Consider the following 21,212-nt stretch of genomic DNA (forward strand, 5'->3'; position numbering starts at 1 on the left):
TCCCCTTTCCCCAAGCCCTGCCGTACGGCTGTGCGGGCCGGTGGAGAGCCGGCTCCGGGATCAGCCGTGCGGGTTGGTCAGGGGCTTGGTCGCGTCCGACCGTGGCTTGGCGGCCTCGGGCCTCGGGCGTTCCGTGTACGGGGTGTCCTCGCGCGGTCCGGGTGTCCTGTGGACGTCGGTGAACGGCTTCGGCCTGGCCGTGGACGACGGCTCGGCGGCCGGTGCCGATGCGGGCCGTCCGTACCCGGGAGCCCCCGAGGCGGGCGGTCCGGAGGTGCGCGCGGCACGGATGCGTTCGGAACGGGCGCGCAGGCGGCGGTGGCGTGCGAGGAGCAGCCAGGCCAGCGCGGCGACCAGCGCCACCGCGACCACGGCCAGCCCGATCGGCCCCGCGGCGCGGCCCTTCAGCAGGGACAGCAGCAGCCCGGCGAGGCCACCGCCCACCCAGGCGATCTGCAGCAGCGCCTCCACCACGCCGAAGGTCGAGGAGCGCACCTCCTCGCCGATCTCCCGCTGGACGATCGCGTCGAGCGCCAGCTTGCCGACCTCCTGCGCGAACCCCGCGACCACGGCCACCAGGACGGCCGTCCACAGCGAGAAGAAGAACGCGCTGGCCGTCGCCGTCGCGGTGGTGAGCGCCAGTGTGAACAGGACGATGATCTGGGGGGAGTGACCGCGCACCCACGAGGCGACCACGGCTCCGATCAGGCCGCCCGCTCCGGCCCCGCCCGCGAGGATCGCGATCACGATCTGCTCGGGGATGCCGCTGCCCCGGAGGTGCCCGTCCTGCACGAGGAAGAGCAGGAAGAACACCAAAAATCCGGACAGCAGCCGGATCGCGGCGTTCGCTTGCATGGCCTCGGCCACCACCGGGCCCACGTTCAGAAGGGTGCGCCAGCGAGGCCTTCTCTCGCCCGCTTCGTCTTCTTCTTCCAAGTCCAGGTCGGGCGCGTCGACGTGGCGCGGCAGCCGTACGGCGATCACGCCCGCGGTCAGGAAGATCACCATGGTGCCGCGCAGCACCCAGTCGGCCCCCGCCCACGCGGTCAGGCCGACGGCGACGGGGGCGGCCAGCGCCGCGGACACCAGCGAGAACAGGGCGACCCGGGCGTTCGCCGTCACCAGCGTGATGTCGGCGGGCAGGACGCTCGGCATGGTGGCCGCCCGAGAAACGTTGTACGCCTTCGACAGCACGAGCACGGCCAGCGCGGCGGGGAAGAGCGTGAGCCCGTCGGCCGGGCCGATCGCCGCCGCCATGGCCCAGCAGAGCAGCCCTCGCGCGAACAGCGTGCCCGCCATGATGTAGCGGCGGCCCGACCTGAACCGGTCGAGCACGGGCCCGACGAAGGGCGCCACGACGGTGAAGGGCACCATCGTGATCAGCAGGTAGAGGGCCACCTGGCCGCGCGCTTGGTCCACGGGAAGGCCGAAGAGCAGGGTGCCCGCCAGGCTGACGGTGATGAGCGCGTCCCCGGCGCTGTGGGCGGCGGTCAGCTCGATCAGCCGCCCGAGGCCGGTGCGGTCGGCGCCCTGGGCGTGGGTCAGCTTGCGGCTGGCGTGGCCGATGCCCCGGCCCGCGCGCACCGTGCCCTTGGCGGCCGTGCGACCGGCGCCCGCCGTCCTCTTGACCACCGTACGGCCGGCGCGGATCGTGCCGCGGCTCGCACCGGCGGCGGCATGTCCGGCACGCGACAGCGAATCTCGAGCTCTGTCCCAGGCACCCGCCATCACGCGCGCGTGGGCGGGGCACCGGAGCCGGTGGCCAGCGGTCCCACGCTTCCCCCCTCAGTGGGTTCGATCATGTTCGTCCTTGACGATGGATCTCCAGAAACCCGTCTGCGGCTTTGGTTTACAGTCTTACCCGACCCATACGAGTGATGTCCGCTCGTAGCATGGGTGAGAATTGACGTGTGAGCCGCACTCGTTCCCGCACCTTTGCTGTCGACCAAGCCTGCGCCGCCGCTGTGGAGCCGGCCAGGGCCGCCGCCGAGGAGATCGCCCGACCCGGCGAGGTGGGCGAGCATCTCGGCTTCGAGAGCGAGGCCGAGCGGGTCGTCACGCACTACTTCGTGTGTCTCGACCGCGCCTACCGCGGATGGCGCTGGGCCATCACCGTGACCCGCGCCTCCCGGGCCCGCAACGTCACCGTGAGCGAGACCGTGCTGCTGCCGGGCGGCGGCGCGCTCCTTCCCCCGGCGTGGGTGCCGTGGAGCGAGCGGCTTCTCCCCGGCGACCTCGGCGTCGGCGACCTGCTGCCGACCTCCGACGACGACGACCGCCTCGCCCCTGGGTTCACCGAGACCGACGACGACTCCGACCGTCAGATGATCTTCGAGTACGGGCTCGGCCGGGCGCGGGTGCTCTCGGCGATCGGGCGCGACAGGGCCGTCCACCGCTGGCACGCCGGCGACTCTGGCCCGCACACCCCGCTCGCCCACGCCGCGCCCGCGCAGTGCTCCACCTGCGGGTTCTACTGGCCGCTCGCCGGTGCCCTCCGCCTCGGCTTCGGCGTCTGCGCCAACGAGTACGCCCCCGACGACGGCAAGGTCGTGGCCGCCGACCACGGTTGCGGGGCGCATTCCGAGGCCGCCGTGGTGACGCCGGCCGGTGTCGAGCAGGCGATGCCCATCCTCGACGACCTCGGCTACGACCTCATGGAAGAGGGCGCTCCGGCCGCCGGGTCCGTCGACGAGGAAGTCTCCGAGCCGCTCGGCCATTCCTGAGCCCAGTTTCTCCGAGCTTTACGGCCGAAAGGGTCCCGTGGGGCTCGGGGACCGGAGATGCTTCCGGGCCAGAAGCTTTGCCACCTTTTTGCACGGAAGCCGGCCCACCTCCTCCACCCCTTGGGACATGACTGGTGACTGACATCTTTGGCACCGAACGCATGCGCACCACCGTCCTCGCCGCCTGGACGGCCTCACCCGCGAGGTTCCGCGAGGACGCCAACGCCGAGGAGGACTTCGCCCTCGGCGGGTACCGCGATCGGCTGATCGTCGAGCTCGCCCAGAACGCCGCCGACGCGGCCCTGCGCGCCGGTGTCCCCGGACGGCTCCGGCTCACCTTGGAGAACGGCGTCCTGAGCGCCGCCAACACCGGCGCCCCGCTGGACGCGACCGGCGTCGAGGGCCTGGCCACGCTCCGCGTGTCGGGAAAGCGCGACGAGGTCGGCTCGATCGGCCGGTTCGGCGTGGGCTTCGCGGCCGTGGTGTCGGTGTGCGACGAGCCGCTGATCGCCTCGCGCGCGACGGGCGCCGTCCGCTGGTCGCGACCTGCGACCGCCGCGCTCGTCGGCGCCGAGCCCGCGCTGGCCGCCGAGCTCGGCACCCGGGGCGGGCACGTGCCGCTGCTGCGCCTGCCGTTCGAGGCCGGTCCTGTGGACGTGCCCGACGGCTTCGACACCGTCGTACGCCTGCCGCTGCGTGACAAGTCCGTCGAGCAGGCCGTGCGGCAGATGCTCGACGAGACGGGCCCGGCGCTGCCCCTGGCCATGCCCGCGCTCACCACGATCGAGATCGAGATCGACGGCAAGATCCGCACGGTCATGGCCGGCGACTGGCGGGTGGTGGAGGAGTCCGGGCGGTTCACGCCCGAGCAGGTGGCCGAGCTGTTCGCCGACCGCCCGACCGAGGAGCGCAACCGGCCTTACTGGCTGGTCCGCTGGGCCGTGCCCGCCGACCACGGGCGCCTGCCCAAGGACGTCGCCCCCGTCGTGCACGCGCCGACGCCGAGCGACGAGCCCCTCGACCTGCCCGCGCTGCTCATCGCCAGCTTCCCGCTGGCCACCGACCGGCGGCACGTGGCCCCGGGGCCGCTGGCCGACTTCCTGATCGAGCGGGCCGCCGAGACCTACCTCGACCTGCTCAGGTCGCTGCCGAAGACCCCCCGCCTGCTCGACCTGGTGCCCGGCCTGATGGGCAAGGGCGAGCTGGACGCGGCCATCCGGCGGGCGATCCTGCGCCGGCTTCCCGACACGCCCCTGCTGCCCGCGATCTCCGCGCCCGCCGACGCCCCTGATGGCTCCCATGACGCGGACGCCGATGGGTCGTTCGTCGTGTCCGGCCGCGAGGCCTCCGTGGTCGCGGGCCCGGCCGAGTTCCTGACCATGATCGCCGACGTGGTGCCGGGCCTGCTGCCGGCCGGATGGGCGTCGAGGCATCCCGCGCTGACCACCCTCGGGGTCACGCGCGTGGAGCTGTCCGACGTCGTCGACATGCTGTCGGGCGACGCCGTCGACGACAGGTCCGCCGCCTGGTGGCACTCGCTGTACGACGTGGTGCCCGGCGACGACCGTGAGGCCCTCGGCGCCGTGCCCGTCCCGCTGGCCGACGGCCGTCTCGTACGGGGGCCGCGCGGCACGCTCCTGCTCACCGACGGCTCGTCCCTGGATCCGGCGCTGCTCGGCCCGCTCGGGCTGCGCGTCGTGCATCCGGAGGCGGCCCACCCGCTCCTGCTCCGGCTGGGCGCGGCGGAGGCCAGCCCGAGGAGCGTCCTGGAAGACCCGCTCACGCGCGCCACCGTCTCCGAGTCGCTCGACAGCGCCGACCCCGAGCCGGTGGCGCAGGCCGTGCTGGCGCTGGTCGACGCGGCGGGGCTGACGGCGGGGGAGGCTCCCTGGCTGTCGGCGCTGGCGCTGCGCGGAGCCGACGGCGAGCTCTACCCGGCGGGCGAGCTGCTGCTGGGGGAGGGCGCCCTGGCCAAGCTGATCGACCAGGACGTGCCGTTCGGCGTCGCCGCCCCCGACCTCGTCGAGCGGTACGGCTCGCGCGTCCTGTCGGCCACGGGCGTGCTCGACGGCTTCGCCGTGGTCAACGACTCCGACGTGCTGCTCGACCCCGACGAGTGCGACCACGACCTGGACGCCGAGGACGAGTGGCTGGAAGCCGTGCTCGACGTGCTGCCCGAGGCCGACGTTCCCCCGGTGGCGCGGGAGTTCACCGCGATCCGCGACCTGGAGTACGTCGCCGACTGGCCGCACGCGCTGGCCCTGCTGTCCCGGCCGCCGCTGCGGGCCGCCCTGCAGCCGCTCCGCGCGCTGGTCAACGGCGAGATCGCCGAGGCTCCTTCGTACACCTCCTGGTGGCTGTCGCACCACCCCGTGCTCGCCGGCAAGCGCCCGACCGCGTTGCGCCTCGCCACGGGCGATCCCCTGCTGTACGGCCTGTACGGCGACGCGCCGGTGGGCGTTGACGAGACCGCGCTGGCGATGATCGGCGTGCGGACGACGCTCGCCGAGCTGCTCGCGTCGCACGGCGGGCCCGATGAGCTGCTCGACCTGCTGGCCGATCCCTCGCTGGAGGTCGACCGGGCCCAGCTACGGGCCCTGTGGATCGCGCTCGCCGCGGTGGAGCCCTCGCGCGTCGCGCCCCCCACGGCCGTACGGGCGGTGCTGAACGGCGAGATCGTCGTCGCGGACGCCGAGGACGGCCACCCCGTCGGCGGCAACGGCCACCCCTTGGTCGAGGGCCTGGTCGCCACGGGCGGGCCGGTCGTGGTCGAGGCGCCCGACCTGCTGCCGCTGGTCGCCTCGCGCCCGCTCGTGCTCGCGCCATTCGACCTCGCCGAGGCGCTGTCGGAGCTGCTCGACCTGCCCGTAATCGGCGAGGAGGTCACGGGGGAGGTCACCTCGTCGGGGCAGGAGCGTCCGGTGCCCGCCCAGGTGCGCTCGCTGCTGCCTTCCGCCCCCGCGAGCTACGTCGAGCACGCCGATCTGGAGGTCGACGGCGTCAAGGTGCCGTGGCGCTTCTTCGAAGGAGCGGTCCACGCGAGCGGGGTCGAAGGGCTTGCCAGGGGCCTGGCCTGGGCGAGCGGCCAGTGGGGAGACCGGCTCGCGGTCGCCGCCCTGCTGCGCGACCCGGAAGCCGTACCCCTGCTCCTGGCCGAGGCCGACCTCGACAGCTGACCGCCGGCCAGCGGCACAGGGGCTGCCCTGTGCCGCGGTCGGCTCACGACCGGACGGACTCGTCCTGCTGCTCGCCGGTGCTGGACGCGTCGCCACCGCCACCACGCCGGTCGCGACGCCGTACGAACCAGCAGCCGAAGAGCCCGAACGCGATGCCCGCCACGCAGGTCCAGATCCACCAGCGGTGGTCGGGCGACGGATTCATGATCAGCAGCACGATGAGCGCGACCACCCACAGACCAGTGCCCGCGAGAATGGTCGCTGTGTCGTTGGTCTCCAACGGGGCGGGATCCGGGGGGCGCGGCTCGTTCACGCACTCCAGCCTAGGCGAGAACGGTACTGACGTTGCTGGTCGGGTGGGGTAACCTCTTGCAGGATCCGAACCGTACACAAGTTGGTCTCATTAAGACCACGAGCGCCTCAGGGGTCTTCCGGACTGTGATACCGCCTGCCACTCTGCCCGCGTGAGCGAGATAACTGCCCCCACCTCCCAGCCGACGGGACTTCTTGGCTGGATCGACCGCTTTTTCCACATCTCCGAGCGACAGTCGACGCTCAATCGTGAGATCCGTGGCGGACTGGCCACCTTCTTCACGATGGCCTACATCGTCGTACTGAATCCGCTGATCATGGGCGGCGTCAAGGACGCGGACGGCCAGTACCTCGGCGACGGAAGCACCCCCAACTACGCCATGATCGCCGCGGCCACCGCGCTGACCGCGGGAATCCTGACGATCCTCATGGGCGTCGTCGCGAGGGTGCCCTTCGCCCTCGCCGCGGGCCTCGGCCTGAACGCGTTCGTCGCCTTCGGCATCGCTTCCAGCATGTCGTGGGAAGACGCGATGGGCCTGATCGTGCTGGAAGGCATCGTCATCACGATTCTCGTGCTGACAGGCTTCCGCACGGCCGTGTTCCACGCGATCCCGAGCCAGCTGAAGACCGCGATCAGCGTGGGCATCGGCCTGTTCATCGCGTTGATCGGTTTCGTCGACTCCGGCTTTGTCCGCAAGGCCGCCGGGACGCCACTCGAACTGGGCATCGGCGGCGCGCTGACCAGCTGGCCCATCTTCGTCTTCGTGATCGGCCTGCTGATCACCGTGCTGCTGGTCGCCCGCAAGGTCAAGGGGGCGATCCTCCTCGGCATCGTCGGCACGACCATCCTTGCGATCATCGTCGAGGCGGTCGCCCAGGTCGGCCCGTCCAACGGGGGCAAGAACCCGCTGGGCTGGAGCCTGGTCGTCCCGGTGTTCCCCGAGAAGATCATCGGCTCGCCCGACCTCAGCCTGATCGGGCAGTTCAGCCTGTTCGGCTCCTTCAGCAAGGTCAGCGTGGTGCTGGCCGTGCTTCTGGTGTTCACCCTGCTCATCACGGACTTCTTCGACACGATGGGCACGGTCGTGGGCGTCGGCCGCCAGGCCGGTCTGGTCGCCGAGGACGGCACGCTGCCCCGTACGCGCGAGATCCTGCTGGTCGACTCCATCGCGGCGGCGGCCGGCGGCGCGGCGTCCACCTCGTCGAACACCACCTACATCGAGTCGGCGGCCGGCGTCGGCGAGGGCGCCCGTACGGGCTTCGCCAGCGTGATCACCGGGATCCTGTTCCTGCTGGCGGTCTTCCTGTCGCCGCTGGTCGACATCGTCCCCTACGAGGCCGCGGCGCCCGCCCTGGTCGTGGTCGGCTTCCTGATGATGACCGCCATCAGGGACATCGACTTCAACGACTACGAGATCGCCATCCCCGCCTTCCTCACGATCGTCCTGATGCCCTTCACCTACTCAATCTCGAATGGCATCGGCGCGGGCTTCATCACGTACGTCCTGATCAAGCTTGTCAAGGGCAAGGCCCGCGAGGTCCACCCACTGCTCTGGGTGGTCACGGCCCTCTTCGTGATCTACTTCGCGATCGGCCCCATCAAGATCCTTATTGGGCTCGGTTGAGTTCGGTCGAGCCCAATCAGTTGTGGATGGGGCTAAAACTGAAGACCCAGTTCGTCTGCTAGCCGGAGTGAGCTGATCGATGTAGGTCGGTACTGGAAGCTCAGACTGTCACCCAGATGGTCTGAGCTTTCCCTGTTGCAGATCCTGGACTGATGAAGTAGCGGACAGTCTTGATTGCTATGCCTGGACGCTGATCCTCTGACGCGTTTCGAGATGCCCTTGCTGCTTATGAGGACAGTAGCCAGCGTGAGTCCTAGGGGTATGCACATACTCTTCCCAGCAGGGAGCGCGCCGCCTTGCGCCTGAAGGTCTTCCCCGCTGCTCGTATAGGAGCTGCTGCGAGGATCTATACACGATAGAGGCATCAGAGGCTTGTGATCAAAGACCAACCTCACGGGCGCAGGGTCGAGCAGGTTGAGTTGATGAGATGAAGACTGATGGACGCCTGTCATAGGAGCTGTCTCAACCCCTCTTCGGCGGCCAATCCTAACAACTGTGTCCAGGATTCGAGACATTGGAACAAACTTGGGGTGAAGAGCCTTATATTGAGGGTGCATTATGTAGCAAGATGTGGTGTCGTCCTCTGACGACACGCCGACGGCTTCCTCATATAGGAAGCTTGGAGCTACACAAGCGTAATTATTTGTGTACGCTCCGTGCGTGAGTGAAGACGGCCGTGTCAGGCTCTGAAGGGTGTGGGGAGCCCCGTACCCGGTCCGGGCAGACCAGTATTGGGCGCGAAGCTCCCCGTGGTGGTGGCCCTGGGTCGTTCCTCCCGCTAGGCGGTGAGGGGCCCGGGGCCGTTGCCGCCGTTGAACCAGCGGATCAGTTCCAAGAGGAAGCGACCCGTGGAAGCAAGGGCTTGAAGGGCCCGCCAGCGTCCGGATCCATCGTCGGCTTCCCCCTTGGCGCGTCTTCTTCTAGACACGCCCTCCCCTTCCTCTCGATCCCCGAAGGGAGATCAGCCGTCCTTCGACCGACCATGGTGCGTTCGAAGGCTGCGCTGAGGAAGAGCTGGAAATACCTGTACCACGACGATCCTGGGCATAGCCCAGCTCCTCGTGGGTTGTGCAACGAGCCTGAGCTTGTACGGCTTGTGGCCAGCCTGACTCATGTTTCCAATGGGATGTAGACCCCGTATCGGCAGACTACATCACCGGATGGGTCATGTACGACGCAAGGGATACGTGATGTTCAGTCAGGTCTCGCATCCTGGCGAGAAACGCGAGAGACACTCACGATCCCTAGATCTTTGAGATGCCAGAGGGCGTGTCACGTAGGCTAATCCGGCTCAACCGATATACAGGCTTGTCACGGAGCGGGCCACCTTCAGGGCATGTCAAGTCGTGTCAACTGGTGTACTAAACTGAACAACACTGGTCTTGAGATGTTGGTCACTGCGGTCTAGGGCCATCTAATTCGGACATGTAGGACATATAGGTATACTAAAGACATATGCGCATAGATGGGTTAATCTCTCTGGGGATCGATGGCCTCTGTTAAGAGGGAGGGGGGCTTCACTAGGATGATCATCACTATGGAATTCTCTGCGTTCCTCCGGCGGCGCCGGCAGACCCTTCGCCTCTCTCAAGCGGATGTTGCATGGCTGGCCAAGATTTCCCGGACTACGCTGTCGAATTTAGAGCACGGGCGAGGCGAGCCCGAATCTCGAACCGTCGTAGACGTGCTCACGGCGCTCGGGTATAGCCCTCTTGCCGTAGATGACATAGAGGAAGGCGGCTTGCCTGATACACCCCTAGTGGAGGACGTTTTCCTTCAACGAATCATAGGGCTGATCTCCCAAGAACGAGCATTCGATCCTTCAAGTGGTCGTCGTTTTGCTGATCGGCTGATGATGTTTCTTCAGGTCCTAGCCGGCGCTGAAGGTTTCGAGGGGTTCAACCGGCGGATATTGATTGATTTTGTGACTATAGTAGCGCCTCGGCTCGACCTGAGTAGTGCGATAGATGTGAAAATTCTAGAATTGTTGGAGAGTCATGACATAAGTTCGGGATTAAAGCGATCGATCGATAACGGGCGAATGCATGGGTCGATGCTGGCAAAGCCGGAATCCGAGGCGCTAAAGTTTCGCATGTCGAGTGATGTCGACTCTGCTTTAAATGAGATTCGCAGAAAGCTGGACAGTATAGCCAATTCCGTTCAGCCTTACGTGAAGCTACATCACGATCTGATAAGGGCTTTCGAGCGTCTCCCAGTCGTGGTGCAAGATGTTCTGCTGCACGGACAGGTAGTTGAACACGCTACCCACCGGCCTCAGGGAGCTCCTGAGCTTACGGTTCTGGACCTTGTGGTTAGAGACAGCGATAAGACGTCCGTGGTCCTCGCAAACAGACGTAAAACTATTGAAGCAGTAAGAAGGTGGAGCAGCGCCTTCCTTGTGGCTCAGTATCTGATGCAGAATCTCGAGCCTGAGCGGGATCCGCGAGAGATCATTGATGCTGTGGTGGAGGTGCTAGACACCTCCTCCGGTGCGCGTATTCAGGGCGATGGATAGGTGAGCGTTGCACGGATTTTCCATGCGATCTGCCCGGCGCAAATCGGTGCCTTTGCTACAGGAATGAGTGCAGAGGGATGTTGTATAAACGGGCTCCTTGGTCGTTTTGGGTGGCATAGTGACCAGTCGACTTAAGATAAGATTCGACGCGAGATCGGCAAGTTCAAGGCCAACGCCAGCTTTGTTGTGAATAGATGCAGCGACTTTCAGCGTTCTTGCATATAGGGGCGAATGGGCGAGCCTGTTGTACTGCTGCTACTTCTGAAGGCTGCGGATTCGCTGGGAAGTCCAGGAGGACATTTCCCGTTGCTCTGGGTAGGTGACTATTCACGTCATATCTTCGCGTACGACTAGACGACGGCGTCGGCGTGATCCCGCTTATGGAATGATCTTCGGGTGATTTCGGCTGGGGACGAGCAACCGTCGTATGGCTAGCTCGTGTCCCTGGTCGGGGTGTTGACCCCGCAATTGGACTCGTTGGAAGCGGAGAACGCGGAACTGCGTACCGAGAACGCTGAGCTGCGCCGGCAGTTGGGGCGTAACTCGCGGAACTCTTCGTAGCCGCCGTCAGCCGATGGGCCGGCCAAGCCACCACCTCGATTGATGCGAGGCAGTAGCGGACGCAAGGCGGGCAGGCAGCCCAGGGCGCCCGGGACCACGTTGATGCAGGTCACGAACCCAACGAGGAGCGTTCCCCATGTTCCGGCCGCGTGCGGGGGGTGCGGAGCCGACCTGGCCGACGCGGCCGCGGTAGGCACTCCGGTGATCCGGCAGGTCTTCGACATCCCCGAGGTGACGGTCGAGATCACCGCGCACGAGTTGCACGTCCGTGCCTGCGGCGGCTACGGGACGATCATCCGCGCCCCGGCTCCGGTGTTGTGCACGGCTCCGGCGGTCTACGGGCCGCGCGTGACCGCGCTGGCCGCCTACCTGTCGGCCCAGCATCACATCCCGGTCGGCCGCATCGCCGAGATCCTCGCTGACCTGGCCGGAATCGAGGTGTCGACGGGGTGGATCAGCGACGCGGTCACTAAGGTCGCCGACGTACTGGCCCCGGTCAACGCGTAGATCCGGGACGCCATCGCCACCGCGAGTGTTGCGCATTTCGACCAGAGCGTCACCCGCGTGAACAGTAAGAACCGTTGACTGCACGTAGCTGCCACCACGATGCTGATCGCCTACCACATCGACGAGCACGGCCGCGCAACCGAGTCGATCATCGCGTTCGGGATCCTGCCTCGCTTGTCCGGCGTGGCCCTCCATGACGCCTACCGCTCTTATCTGGGCTTCGAGGGCTGCACGCACGCCTTGTGCAACGCCCACATCGTGCGCGAGGCCACCGGGATCGGCGAGTACGAACCGGTCGCCATCGCCGATGGGTGGGCCCAGGCGCTGGTGCTGCTGCTCAGCGATGGCTACCGGTGGGTGGCCGGCTGGCGGGACCAGGGATACGACCGCCTACTGGACTTCAAGCGCGACGATCTATCACGACGCTTCGATGTCCTGGTCGAACGGGCCTTGGCAGCGCATCCACCACGCGGCTCGGGCAAGCAGAGTCCGGCCCGGAACCTGGCGCTGCGATTGCGGGATCGAAAAGACGAAGTGCTGCGGTTCGCCGCCGATTTGACCGTGGCGTACTCAAACACGTGGCGGAGCAGGCCATCCGCATGATTAAGACGGAGACCAAGGTCAGTGGCGGCTTCCGCACGCTCAAGGGCGCCCAGACCTTCCTCGCCATCCGCGGCTACATCTCCACCGTCCGCAAGAACGGTCTGCGCGCCGCTCACGCTCTTCACGACGCACTGCTCGGCAATCCCTGGACGCCTGCACTCACGTCGTGACGTGAACAGTCACCTGGGTAGGTCATGGATCTTTCGTGATGTACTCACGATCGGTCCGATCAAGATTTTTCTTGGGCAGCTGACATATCTAGCCGCTCCGGGCTCCACGCGCCGCGGAATCGTTACCCCGGTAGGTAGTTGTGCTCAGGGGCGCCTGAGTAGGGCGGCGCATGCGAATGGTGACCTGAAGGGAGCATTGTTCTCTCATGCGCGGAGATGTGCGGTGTCCTGACTGCGGTGCGGCGTTAGCCGGAATCGGCCCTCCTGTGCCGGATTCGGCACCCAAGTGCCCTGAGTGTGCGCTTCCACTGTGGGGACCTGACGCGCACGAGCTGTGGCGGGTGGACGAGGCGCTCGCCGGGCTGCGGATACAGGAGACCCGGCTGCTGGCCCGCCGCGAGGAACTGCTGGGCATCCTGCGCGACGGGCGCACGCGGGAACCGGCCGGCACGACGGCTCAAGGGCGTGCCGGCGGGGAAGCCCAGGGGGAGGCCGATGCGGCGGGTCAGGGGCACGGCGGTGCGGTGGGTCATGGGGCGGTCGGGGTTGGAGCGGTGGGGCCGTACTCGGGGGCTGGTGGCGAGGGTCGGGTGCGGGAGGTTTCGGCGGGGGCCGTGCAGAACGTGCTGCTCGTGCTCGGGGGACTGCTGTTGACGGTGGCCGCAGTGGTGTTCACCGTCGTGAGCTGGGGGCGGTTGGGCGTCGGCGGGCGCGCGGGGGTGCTGGCCGGGTTCACCGCGCTGGCCATGCTGGCGCCGGCGGTGCTGGTCAGGCGCGGGCTCACCGCGACGGCAGAGACCGTGGCCGGATTCACGGTCGCACTGCTGCTGCTGGACGGCTACGCGGCCAGGCGGGTGGGGTTCCTCGGGGCCGACGCCGTCGAGGTGCTGGACTACACGGCCGGGGTGTTGGGGCTCGTCGCGCTGATCCTGGTGGTCTATGCCCGGGTTGTGCCGCTTCTTGGGCCCGTTCCGGTCGCCGTGGTCCTGGCGCAGCCGGTCCTTCCGCTGCTGGCCGGAGACGCGTCGGCGACATGGGTGCTGGCCATGCTGGTGGCCACGGCGGCGCTGGACGTCGCCCTGGTGCGGTACGTCCGGGCGGGGTACGGCCCGGCGTGGACGACGGCCGTGCTCTGCGGTAGCGCGGTCGCGACCCTCGCACTGTTGGGCGGCGCGCCGTACGCGCTCGACGCCGGCTCCGTCGGGCAGGCGTTGGGCAGGTCGGCGCCGCTGGCCGGGCTGGTGCTGCTCGGCGCGTTCGTGACGTGGAGCCTGGCCGGACGGGGCAAGACCGAGGGAGAGGTCTTGGCCTCCCTGATCACCGTGGGAACCACGCTCGCGCTGATCGCCGCCCTGGTTGCGCCGGTGAAGTCGGTGCTGGGCCCGCTGAGCCCGGACTGGAGCCCGCTGGCGTACCTGGTTCCGGCGCTCGTGGTGGTGCTCGCCGCCACCTGGCTGCCCTGGCGCAGGGTACGGCTGGCGGGCATGGTCACCGGCGGGCTGGTGGCGCTGCTGACGGCGCTTACGCTCCTGCCCTGGGTCGTGGTCACCCTCGCGGCCCCGCTGGCCTGGTTCGACACGCTCTGGACGGGCATCTGGGACGGCGGCTCGTGGCCGACCGGGGTGACGTCGCCAGTGGACGTGGTGGTGCTCGGCGCGCTCGCGGCCGGTTTCCTGGTGCCGGCCGTACGAGGGACCGGCGGGTGGCCGGTGAAGGCGGCGGTGATCGGCGCGCTGGTGTCCGGGGCGCTCATGGTCGCGGTCGCGCCCGATGCCCTCGCGATGGCCTACCCGGCGGCGGTGGCGGTGCAGGTGGCGCTGGCCACGTTGCTGGCGGTGTCCGCCACGCTGGGCCGGACGCCGTGGTGGGCGGTGGCCTGCGCGCTCACCGCCGGTCTGGCCTCGGTGGAGGCGGCGGCGTACGCGTTCGGCGGCAGGACCGCGACCCTGATCGCGCTGCCGATCCTGGCGGTGGCGGCCGCCGCCGTGGCGCTGGCGGCCAGGGTGACGGCATTGCGGATGTGGGGGATGGGCGTCGCCGTGCTGTTCCTCGGCCTGGAAGCGGTCGCGGCAGGGCTGGCGGTGGGGCTGCAGGTCAGGGTGGCGGCGAGCGTGGGGTGCGCGGTGGCGGGGGTGCTCCTGCTGGGCAGGTCGCTGTGGGCGGACCGGTCCGGGAGGGACGGGCTCAGGTACACGGGCACCGCCCTGTTGCTTCTGGCCTCGTGGTTGCGGCTGTGGGCCGGCGAGGTCACCGTCGTCGAGGCGTACACGGTGCCGTGCTCGCTGGTCCTGCTGGGATTCGGCTGGTGGCGGCGGCGGAGCGCGCACGTTTCGTCGTGGGCGGCCTACGGTGCCGGGCTCTCCTCCACGATGCTGCCGAGCCTGGTGGTGGTCTACGCGGACACGGAATGGCGGCGCTCGATGGTGCTCGGCGTGCTGGCGCTGGCGGTGCTGCTCGCCGGGGCCCGGTTCCGGCTCCAGGCGCCCACGATGATCGGAGGCGTCGTGCTCGCCGGGGTCGCGGTCCGGGAACTCGCCCCGTACGTGTCGGAGATGCTGCTCGCGGTGCCGCGCTGGGTGCCTATCGCGGTGGGCGGGCTGCTCCTCGTGGTGCTCGGGGCGACGTACGAAGCGCGCAAGCGGGACTTGCGACGGCTGCGGGGCACCCTGGCCACGATGGACTGACCCCCGCGGCGAGGCACTTATGCCATGTGTCGGGCGCTCTTGGCCAAGTCCCGCACATCTAGCGATCTCCCCCCTGACGCCGGCGGGTGGCACTGGCCGCGGCGGCGGCGGATGGTCCCCACGTCTGGGGTGGCCTACGTGGTGCACTGAGCAGTTGGCCCAGGAACCCCCAACTATCGGGTCCGACTGATCTGATGTGAGGAGTCAGTGGCGACCTGGTGTGGGTGAGGGTCCGCATGGACCGGCAGGTCTGGCCGGTGATCGCGCTGCCAGGCGAGCAGCGTGATCGCAACAATGATCTGCACCGCCACCATGAATGCCTGCGTCACAGGATGACGGCCGCACCCGTCGCATCGTCAGCCTCGTCGTCGTGCCCGACAAACCCGCGGCGAAACCCGGGCCGGACGCCGACGCCGAGCGGGTGGCTGATTGAACTGTTCCACGGCCAGTGGTCGCGTGCGGGTCCAGGCGTCCGCAGGCCACCGGCGACCGGTTTCAGCTCGGGCAGACGCTGCAGGCCGTCGACATCGCAGATCTAGCGATCTCCCACCCCTGACCGCCGGCGGGTGGCACTGGCCGCGGTGGCGCCGGAGACCGCGGACGCCGGGCCGCGGTGCCGGCGCCGGCGGTCGCGGAATTCCGGGATCGGTGTCAGACCGGTTCGGCGAGCGGGTGGTCGCGGTCGACGACGTCGGTGATGGTCACGGTCACGCCGGGATCGGCGCCGGAGAAGAGCGTGCCCTCGTGGCCGACCGCGGCCGCCGCCCAGGCCAGTGCGTTACGCAGGGCGTCACGGCCAATTCCTCCCGCCGCCAGGAAGCCGGCGAGCAGGGCGTCCCCGGCGCCCACGGCGCTGACCACCCGGGGCACCGCCGCCCGACCGTGCAGCACGCCGTCGTCCTCGACCAGGATCGCGCCGTCGGCACCGAGGCTGGCGAGGACGGACCGGGCGCCCCGCTGCTGGAGCACGGCGGCCGCGTCCACGGCGTCTCCCAGGGTCTTGAGCGGCCGTCCGACCACCTCGGCCAGTTCGTGGGCGTTGGGCTTGACCAGGTCGGGGCGGCCGGGAAGCGCGCTACGCAGTGTGGTGCCCGACGTGTCAATCGCCACCTTGACCCCATGGCGGTGCGCCTCCGCGGCCAGCCGCGCGTAGAAGTCCTCCGGCAGGCCGGCGGGCAGGCTGCCGCAGCCGGCCAGCCAGCCGGCGCCGCCGGTGTGCTCGAACGCGGCGGCGGTCAGCGCCGCGGCCTCGGCCGGGTCCAGCGCCGGCCCGGGTTCGTTGATCTTCGTCACGGTGCCGTCGGGTTCGACCAGGCTGACGTTGATGCGAATCTCGCCGGCGATGGGAACCGCGATGACCGGAACGTCGGCGTCCTTGAGCATCGTCATGATCTGTGAACCGACGGCGCCGCCGACCGGCAGCACGGCCACGACGTCGTGGCCGTGCGCCCGCAGGGCCAGCGCGACGTTGACCCCCTTGCCGCTCGGTTCGCTGTGGGTGCGCCGGCTGCGGACGACGGCGCCTCTTGGCAGCGCGTCGACGAAGACGGTGCGGTCGACGCTGGGGTTCGGGGTGACGGTGACGATCACGTCTGCTCCACTTCGAGGCCCGCGGCCCGCAGTGCTTCCAGGTGGGCCTCGGGCAGGCCGGTGTCGGTGATGAGCAGGTCGATATCGGACAGGTCCGCGTGCTTGCAGAGACTGACGGCGCCGACCTTGCTGTGGTCGGCGAGCAGGATCCGCCGACGGGCGCTGGCGAGCATGAGGCGTTTGATCGCCGCCTCGGCACGGTCAGGGGTGGTGAGCCCGCGCTCCACCGAGATCGCGTTGGTGCCGAGGAACGCCACGTCGACGTTGATCTCGCTGAGCGCCCGTACCGCCCAGTCGTCGACTCCGGCGAGGGTCAGCGGGCGGATACGGCCGCCGAGGGTGATGACCGTGAGCCGGGGACGGGTGACGAGCGTCAGCGCGATCGACAGCGTGTTGGTGTACACGGTGAGCTCCCGGTCCGCCGGGAACAGCTCCGCGAGCCGTCCGGTCGTGGAACCGGCGTCGATGAGGACGGACCCGCGGACCGGCAGACGGGCGAGCGCCGCCATCGCGATGCGGGTCTTCTCCTCCGAGTAGTACGTGCGGGTGGGCACGGCGGGCTCGAAGGACAGCTGTTCCACGGGGACCGCGCCGCCGTGCACCCGCCGCAGCACGCCCTGCCGTTCGAGGTCGATGAGGTCCTTGCGCACGGTCTCCTTGGTGACCCCGAGCTGGGCGGCGATGTCGGCGGCGTCGACCCGCCCGTTCGCGCGAAGGTGCGTGACGATCGCCTGCTTGCGCTGCGAGGCGTACGGCACCCGGTCGGGCGGCGTGGGGGTGCTCACGAAGCGCCTCCCGGTTCGAGCGGCGGGAACTCCCGCGGTCCGGCGTACACGCCCGCGGCCATGCCGCCGAGCAGCGCCGCGCCGCGGGCGCCCGCCTCGGAGACGCCGGGGTTGCGCAGCGGGCCGAGTACCCGGCGCTTCACCTCCAGCAGCGCCCGGCTGCGCGACCAGCCCCCGGTGACGACGAGCGCCTGGTGGGCGCCGACGACCGCGGACATCGCCGCGTGGACCTGCTCGGCCTGCGCGACGACCGCCTCGAGCGTGGCGCGCCAGAGGTCGGCAGGGCCGGTGCCGTTGGCGACCCCGGCGATCCGCAGCTCGTCGGCGTCCACGCCGGTGACGGTCACGGTGCGCCCGTCCCGGACCAGCGCCTGCCGGTCCAGTTCGGCGAGTTGGCCGGAGGTGAGCCCGAGCAGGCCGAGGACCCGTTGCAGGGCGAGGCCGCCCTGGGTGCCGCCGAGCAGGCACCAGTGGTCGGACAGGACGTGCCAGCCGGTGGTGATCCCACCCTTGGCGAGCGTCGCGACGTCGGCGGTGTTCACCAGGCCGGCCGGGACCGTGCGGACCAGCGCCTCGGCGGTGCCGCACGAGTCGAGCTCGTCTCCGGGCCCCGCCGCGTCCGCGCCCACGGTGGCGGCCTGGTGGTCGTGGCCGGCCACGGTGAGCACCGCGCCGGTCAGCCGGGGAATGCCGGCCTCGGCGCCGACCGTGCCGAGCGGCGTGCCGGCCGTGACCAGGTCTGGCATGAGCGAACGGGCGGCGCCGGACCACTCCAGGGCCTCGGGCCACCAGCTTCGCGTGGCCAGCTCCAGCCAGCCGGTGCGCGAGGCCAGTGACTGTTCGGCGGACTCCTCGCCGCCCAGTCCCCGCACCACCCATTCGGCGATGTTGAGGCGGCGGACCGCTTCCTTGGTCTGGGGATGGTGCTCCAGCAGCCAGCGGTGCTTGGTGAGCGACCACTGGCCGCGAAGCGGCAGGCCGGTGCGGCCCGCGAAGTGATCCTCTCCCAGTGCGGTGGTCAGGTCACGGACCTCGGCCCTGTCCCGGGTGTCATGCCAGGCGATGACGGGCGCCAGCGGGACGCCGTGCCCGTTGAGCAGCACGCCTGACTCGCCCATACTTGTCACGCCGACGGCGAGCACCGGCCCGTCCGGGGCCGAGGCCAGGGCCTGCCGCAAGGCCTCCTGGGCGGAGTCCAGCAGCTCACCGGCGTCCAGCTGCGCGCCGTGCGGGGTCACGACCCAGGGGGTCACGGCCTTGCCCTCGCCGACGGGCCGCCCTTGCGTGGTGAAGACGACGGCCTTGCTCGTGGTCGTTCCCACGTCCAAGCCGACGATCAATGGATCCATGCACCCCGCCTTCGGTAACGACCCGTTGCTCGGTTGTGGGTCGATGGATATCGTTGCGTTTCGTTGGGGGAGTGTCAAGGGAACCCAACGCTCGAAGTACCGGTCCCGGATCGCGAGACGCCTCGCGCCGAACATTCTCGGAGGCATTGGATGCCGCTCGTCAGTACTCAGCAGATCGTGGACTCCGCGCGGGCCCGAGGCGTCGGGGTGGGGGCGTTCAACGTCATCACCCTGGAGCACGCCGAGGCCATCGTCGCGGGCGCGGAACAGGCGGGCACCCCGGTGGTCCTGCAGATCAGTGAGAACGCGGTGAAGTTCCATGGCGGCCGGCTCGCGCCCATCGCCGCCGCCGCGGCGGCGGTGGCCGGGCTGGCGGCCGTGCCGGTCTCCCTGCACCTGGACCACGTCGAGAGCACCGAACTGCTGTACCAGGCCGCCGATGCGGGGATGAGCTCGGTCATGTTCGACGCCTCCAAGCTGGACTACCAGGCCAACGTCGCCGCCACCCGCGCCGCCGCGGACTGGGCGCACGAGCGCGGCCTGCACCTTGAGGCGGAACTGGGGGAGGTCGGCGGCAAGGACGGCGCGCACGCTCCGGGTGTGCGCACCGACCCGGCGGAGGCGGCGGCCTTCGTCGCGGCCACCGGGGTGGACGCCCTCGCGGTCGCGGTCGGCAGCTCCCACGCCATGACCACCCGCACCGCCAGGCTCGACCACGACCTGATCGTCAAGCTCCGCGAGGCCGTGCCCGTGCCGCTGGTGCTGCACGGCTCCTCCGGCGTGGCCGACGACGAGCTGAGCACCGCCGTGCGGGCCGGCATCGTCAAGGTGAACATCGGCACGATCTTGAACGTCGCCTTCACCGGAGCGGTGCGCGAGACCCTGCGGGAGCCGTCGTTGGTGGACCCCCGCAAGTACCTCGCCCCGGCGCGCACGGAGATGACCGCCGTGGTGCGGCACATGCTCACCATCCTGACCAGCGACGACACCGGCGCGGCCGCGTCCTGAGGCCCGCCGCGGCGCCGGTCCGGCAAGCTGGGCAAACAGTCGGGAACAACCCTTGACAGGTTAAAACGTGGTGTCTAAGTTCTAACCACCCTGATGTGACATCGATTACCTCGCCGGACGGCAGAGATCTTGACGGATGGCGAAGCGTTATGAGCAGTGCTGACTCGATCCTGTGGGAAAACCGCACTGCTTCGATTCCCCTGACGGTGTACCCGAAGAATTGCCATTTGGGAGAGGGTTGACATGCCGGTATGCGTTACCTAGCGTGAGCTCGCTTCTTCGTGACATCGTTTACCTTCTGGCAGCCGTAAGGCCATGAGCAACCGGAAACAGCCCGCGCTCCCCGAACCGACGGCATGTAGCCCATATCCGCAAGGCCCCCCCGGGCGAAGGTAGCCGGCAACGGCGGCGAATCGGCCGGTCATGAGGCTCCCCTATAGCGCGAAACACCTCGGAATCGAAAGGTACCCCCGCATGCAAAGATTCGCCGCGAAAACGCGACGCGCGTCAGTGGCTCTGATGGCCGCAGCCCTTCTCATCACGGCGGCGGCATGTGGCTCGTCGTCCGGGGCCGAGTCCAGCTCGGCGAAGAAAGAGATCACGATCGGCTGGTCGGTCGCCTACTTCGACCACCCCGTCTACCAGTTGATGATGGAGGGCGCCAAGGAGCAGGCCGCCAAAGAGGGCGTGAAGATCATCTTCGCGGACGGCAAGAACGACCCCGCCATCCAGACCCAGCAGCTCAACAACTTCCTGGCGCAGAAGGTCGACGGCATCATCCTCACCCCGGCCGTCTCCGACCCGATGATCCCGGCGGTGAAGAGGGTGAACGCCTCCAAGGTGCCGTTCGCCATCGTCGACCGGCGGATGGAGACCAAGGGCTCCGGCATCAAGTGGGACTTCCTGGTCAGCTGGGACATGGTGAAGTCCGGCACGGTCGGCGGTGAGCAGGTCGTCAAGGCGCTGAACGGCAAGGGCAAGATCGCGGTGGTCGAGGGCACCGCGGGCGCGGGCTCCACGGTCGACCGAGGCGGCGCGTTCTACAAGGTGATCGCGCAGAACCCCGGCATCCAGGTGGTCTACAAGGCGGACGGCAACTTCACCCGAAGCGGTGGCCAGCAGGTGACCGAGGCCATCCTGCAGCGCTTCCCCAAGGGCCAGCTCGACGCCATCTACTTCATGGCCGACGAGATGCTGTTCGGCGGCATCCAGGCCATCAAGAACGCCGGCCGCCGCGACGACGTCAAGATCATCAGCTGTGACGGCGACAAGAACGCCCTGGACCTGCTGCGCAAGGGCGACATCGACTACGACGGCATCTTCTTCCCCAAGGACGAAGGCGTCATCGGCACCCGGCTGATGGCTCAGCAGCTCAAGGGCCAGAAGCCCGACTTCGCCAACCAGGAGTTCGAGGGCCGCAAGGCCGCACTCGTCCAGCACGAGGGCATGCCGTGGGTCAAGCCGGACTTCTTCGGAGTCGACCCCAGCAACATGAACGACAAGCAGTTCGTCGGCTGGTAACAGCCCGGCTCGCGGAGCCCGCTCCGCACCAGCCCTTCCCGCCCGCCGCCGGCGAGCGGGAAGGGCCCCACCGAAAGGCCAAC

Annotated in this window: 13 protein-coding genes and 1 pseudogene; 9 read left to right on the forward strand and 5 right to left on the reverse strand. The window is 68.9% G+C overall.

What is annotated here, in order from left to right; all coding sequences use genetic code 11:
- Positions 1-60: 60 nt before the first annotated feature.
- A complete protein-coding gene (locus tag AB0O34_RS05910) occupies positions 61-1,728 on the reverse strand; it encodes an MFS transporter (protein WP_363913083.1) in 1,668 nt (555 codons plus the stop codon).
- Positions 1,729-1,910: 182 nt separating this feature from the next.
- Between AB0O34_RS05910 and AB0O34_RS05915 the strand changes: the two genes are divergently transcribed.
- Together AB0O34_RS05915 and AB0O34_RS05920 are read left to right on the forward strand one after the other, a co-directional pair.
- A complete protein-coding gene (locus AB0O34_RS05915) occupies positions 1,911-2,723 on the forward strand; it encodes a DUF3027 domain-containing protein (RefSeq protein WP_363913085.1) in 813 nt (270 codons plus the stop codon).
- 134 nt (positions 2,724-2,857) lie between these two features.
- Positions 2,858-5,899 (forward strand): hypothetical protein, encoded by a 3,042-nt coding sequence (locus AB0O34_RS05920; protein WP_363913087.1) that lies wholly within the window; start codon positions 2,858-2,860, stop codon positions 5,897-5,899.
- A 43-nt stretch (positions 5,900-5,942) separates the two neighbouring features.
- On the opposite strand, the gene AB0O34_RS05925 is transcribed toward AB0O34_RS05920, so the two are convergent.
- Entirely contained in the window at positions 5,943-6,212 is a 270-nt protein-coding gene (locus AB0O34_RS05925; RefSeq protein ID WP_363913089.1) for a DUF2530 domain-containing protein, read from the reverse strand.
- A 151-nt stretch (positions 6,213-6,363) separates the two neighbouring features.
- Here AB0O34_RS05925 and AB0O34_RS05930 point away from each other — a divergent pair, with 151 nt between their 5' ends.
- From AB0O34_RS05930 to AB0O34_RS05950, 5 genes and pseudogenes are all read left to right on the forward strand, one after another.
- A complete protein-coding gene (locus AB0O34_RS05930; protein WP_363913091.1) occupies positions 6,364-7,836 on the forward strand; it encodes an NCS2 family permease in 1,473 nt (490 codons plus the stop codon).
- Between the two features lie 1,489 nt (positions 7,837-9,325).
- Positions 9,326-10,351, forward strand: coding sequence for a helix-turn-helix transcriptional regulator (locus AB0O34_RS05935; RefSeq protein ID WP_363913093.1), 1,026 nt, complete (start codon positions 9,326-9,328; stop codon positions 10,349-10,351).
- Between the two features lie 663 nt (positions 10,352-11,014).
- Positions 11,015-12,022 (forward strand): annotated as a pseudogene (locus tag AB0O34_RS05940) (IS66 family transposase).
- Positions 12,019-12,192: a hypothetical protein gene (locus AB0O34_RS05945; protein WP_363913095.1), complete on the forward strand. Its 174-nt coding sequence runs from the start codon at positions 12,019-12,021 to the stop codon at positions 12,190-12,192. The pseudogene AB0O34_RS05940 and the gene AB0O34_RS05945 overlap by 4 nt, the downstream one beginning before the upstream one ends.
- Before the next feature lie 341 nt (positions 12,193-12,533).
- Positions 12,534-14,876 carry a hypothetical protein gene (locus AB0O34_RS05950; protein ID WP_363913097.1) on the forward strand — a complete coding sequence of 781 codons (2,343 nt, stop codon included), beginning with the start codon at positions 12,534-12,536 and terminating at the stop codon, positions 14,874-14,876.
- A 651-nt stretch (positions 14,877-15,527) separates the two neighbouring features.
- On the opposite strand, the gene pfkB is transcribed toward AB0O34_RS05950, so the two are convergent.
- The 3 genes from pfkB to AB0O34_RS05965 are packed head-to-tail and all read right to left on the reverse strand — an operon-like array spanning position 15,528 to position 18,600.
- Positions 15,528-16,466, reverse strand: a complete 939-nt coding sequence (pfkB, locus tag AB0O34_RS05955; protein WP_363913099.1) for a 1-phosphofructokinase — start codon at positions 16,464-16,466, stop codon at positions 15,528-15,530.
- Entirely contained in the window at positions 16,463-17,251 is a 789-nt protein-coding gene (locus AB0O34_RS05960; protein WP_363913101.1) for a DeoR/GlpR family DNA-binding transcription regulator, read from the reverse strand. Before AB0O34_RS05960 ends, pfkB begins: the two co-directional genes overlap by 4 nt.
- Positions 17,248-18,600, reverse strand: a complete 1,353-nt coding sequence (locus AB0O34_RS05965) for an FGGY family carbohydrate kinase (RefSeq protein WP_363913103.1) — start codon at positions 18,598-18,600, stop codon at positions 17,248-17,250. Before AB0O34_RS05965 ends, AB0O34_RS05960 begins: the two co-directional genes overlap by 4 nt.
- 150 nt (positions 18,601-18,750) lie before the next feature.
- Between AB0O34_RS05965 and AB0O34_RS05970 the strand changes: the two genes are divergently transcribed.
- Both AB0O34_RS05970 and AB0O34_RS05975 read left to right on the forward strand, forming a co-directional pair.
- A complete protein-coding gene (locus AB0O34_RS05970) occupies positions 18,751-19,608 on the forward strand; it encodes a class II fructose-bisphosphate aldolase (protein WP_363913105.1) in 858 nt (285 codons plus the stop codon).
- A 519-nt stretch (positions 19,609-20,127) separates the two neighbouring features.
- Positions 20,128-21,129 carry a substrate-binding domain-containing protein gene (locus AB0O34_RS05975; protein WP_363913107.1) on the forward strand — a complete coding sequence of 334 codons (1,002 nt, stop codon included), beginning with the start codon at positions 20,128-20,130 and terminating at the stop codon, positions 21,127-21,129.
- The last annotated feature ends 83 nt before the right edge of the window (positions 21,130-21,212 follow it).

This window comes from Sphaerisporangium sp. NPDC088356 (assembly GCF_040685555.1).
GTDB lineage: Bacteria > Actinomycetota > Actinomycetes > Streptosporangiales > Streptosporangiaceae > Sphaerisporangium.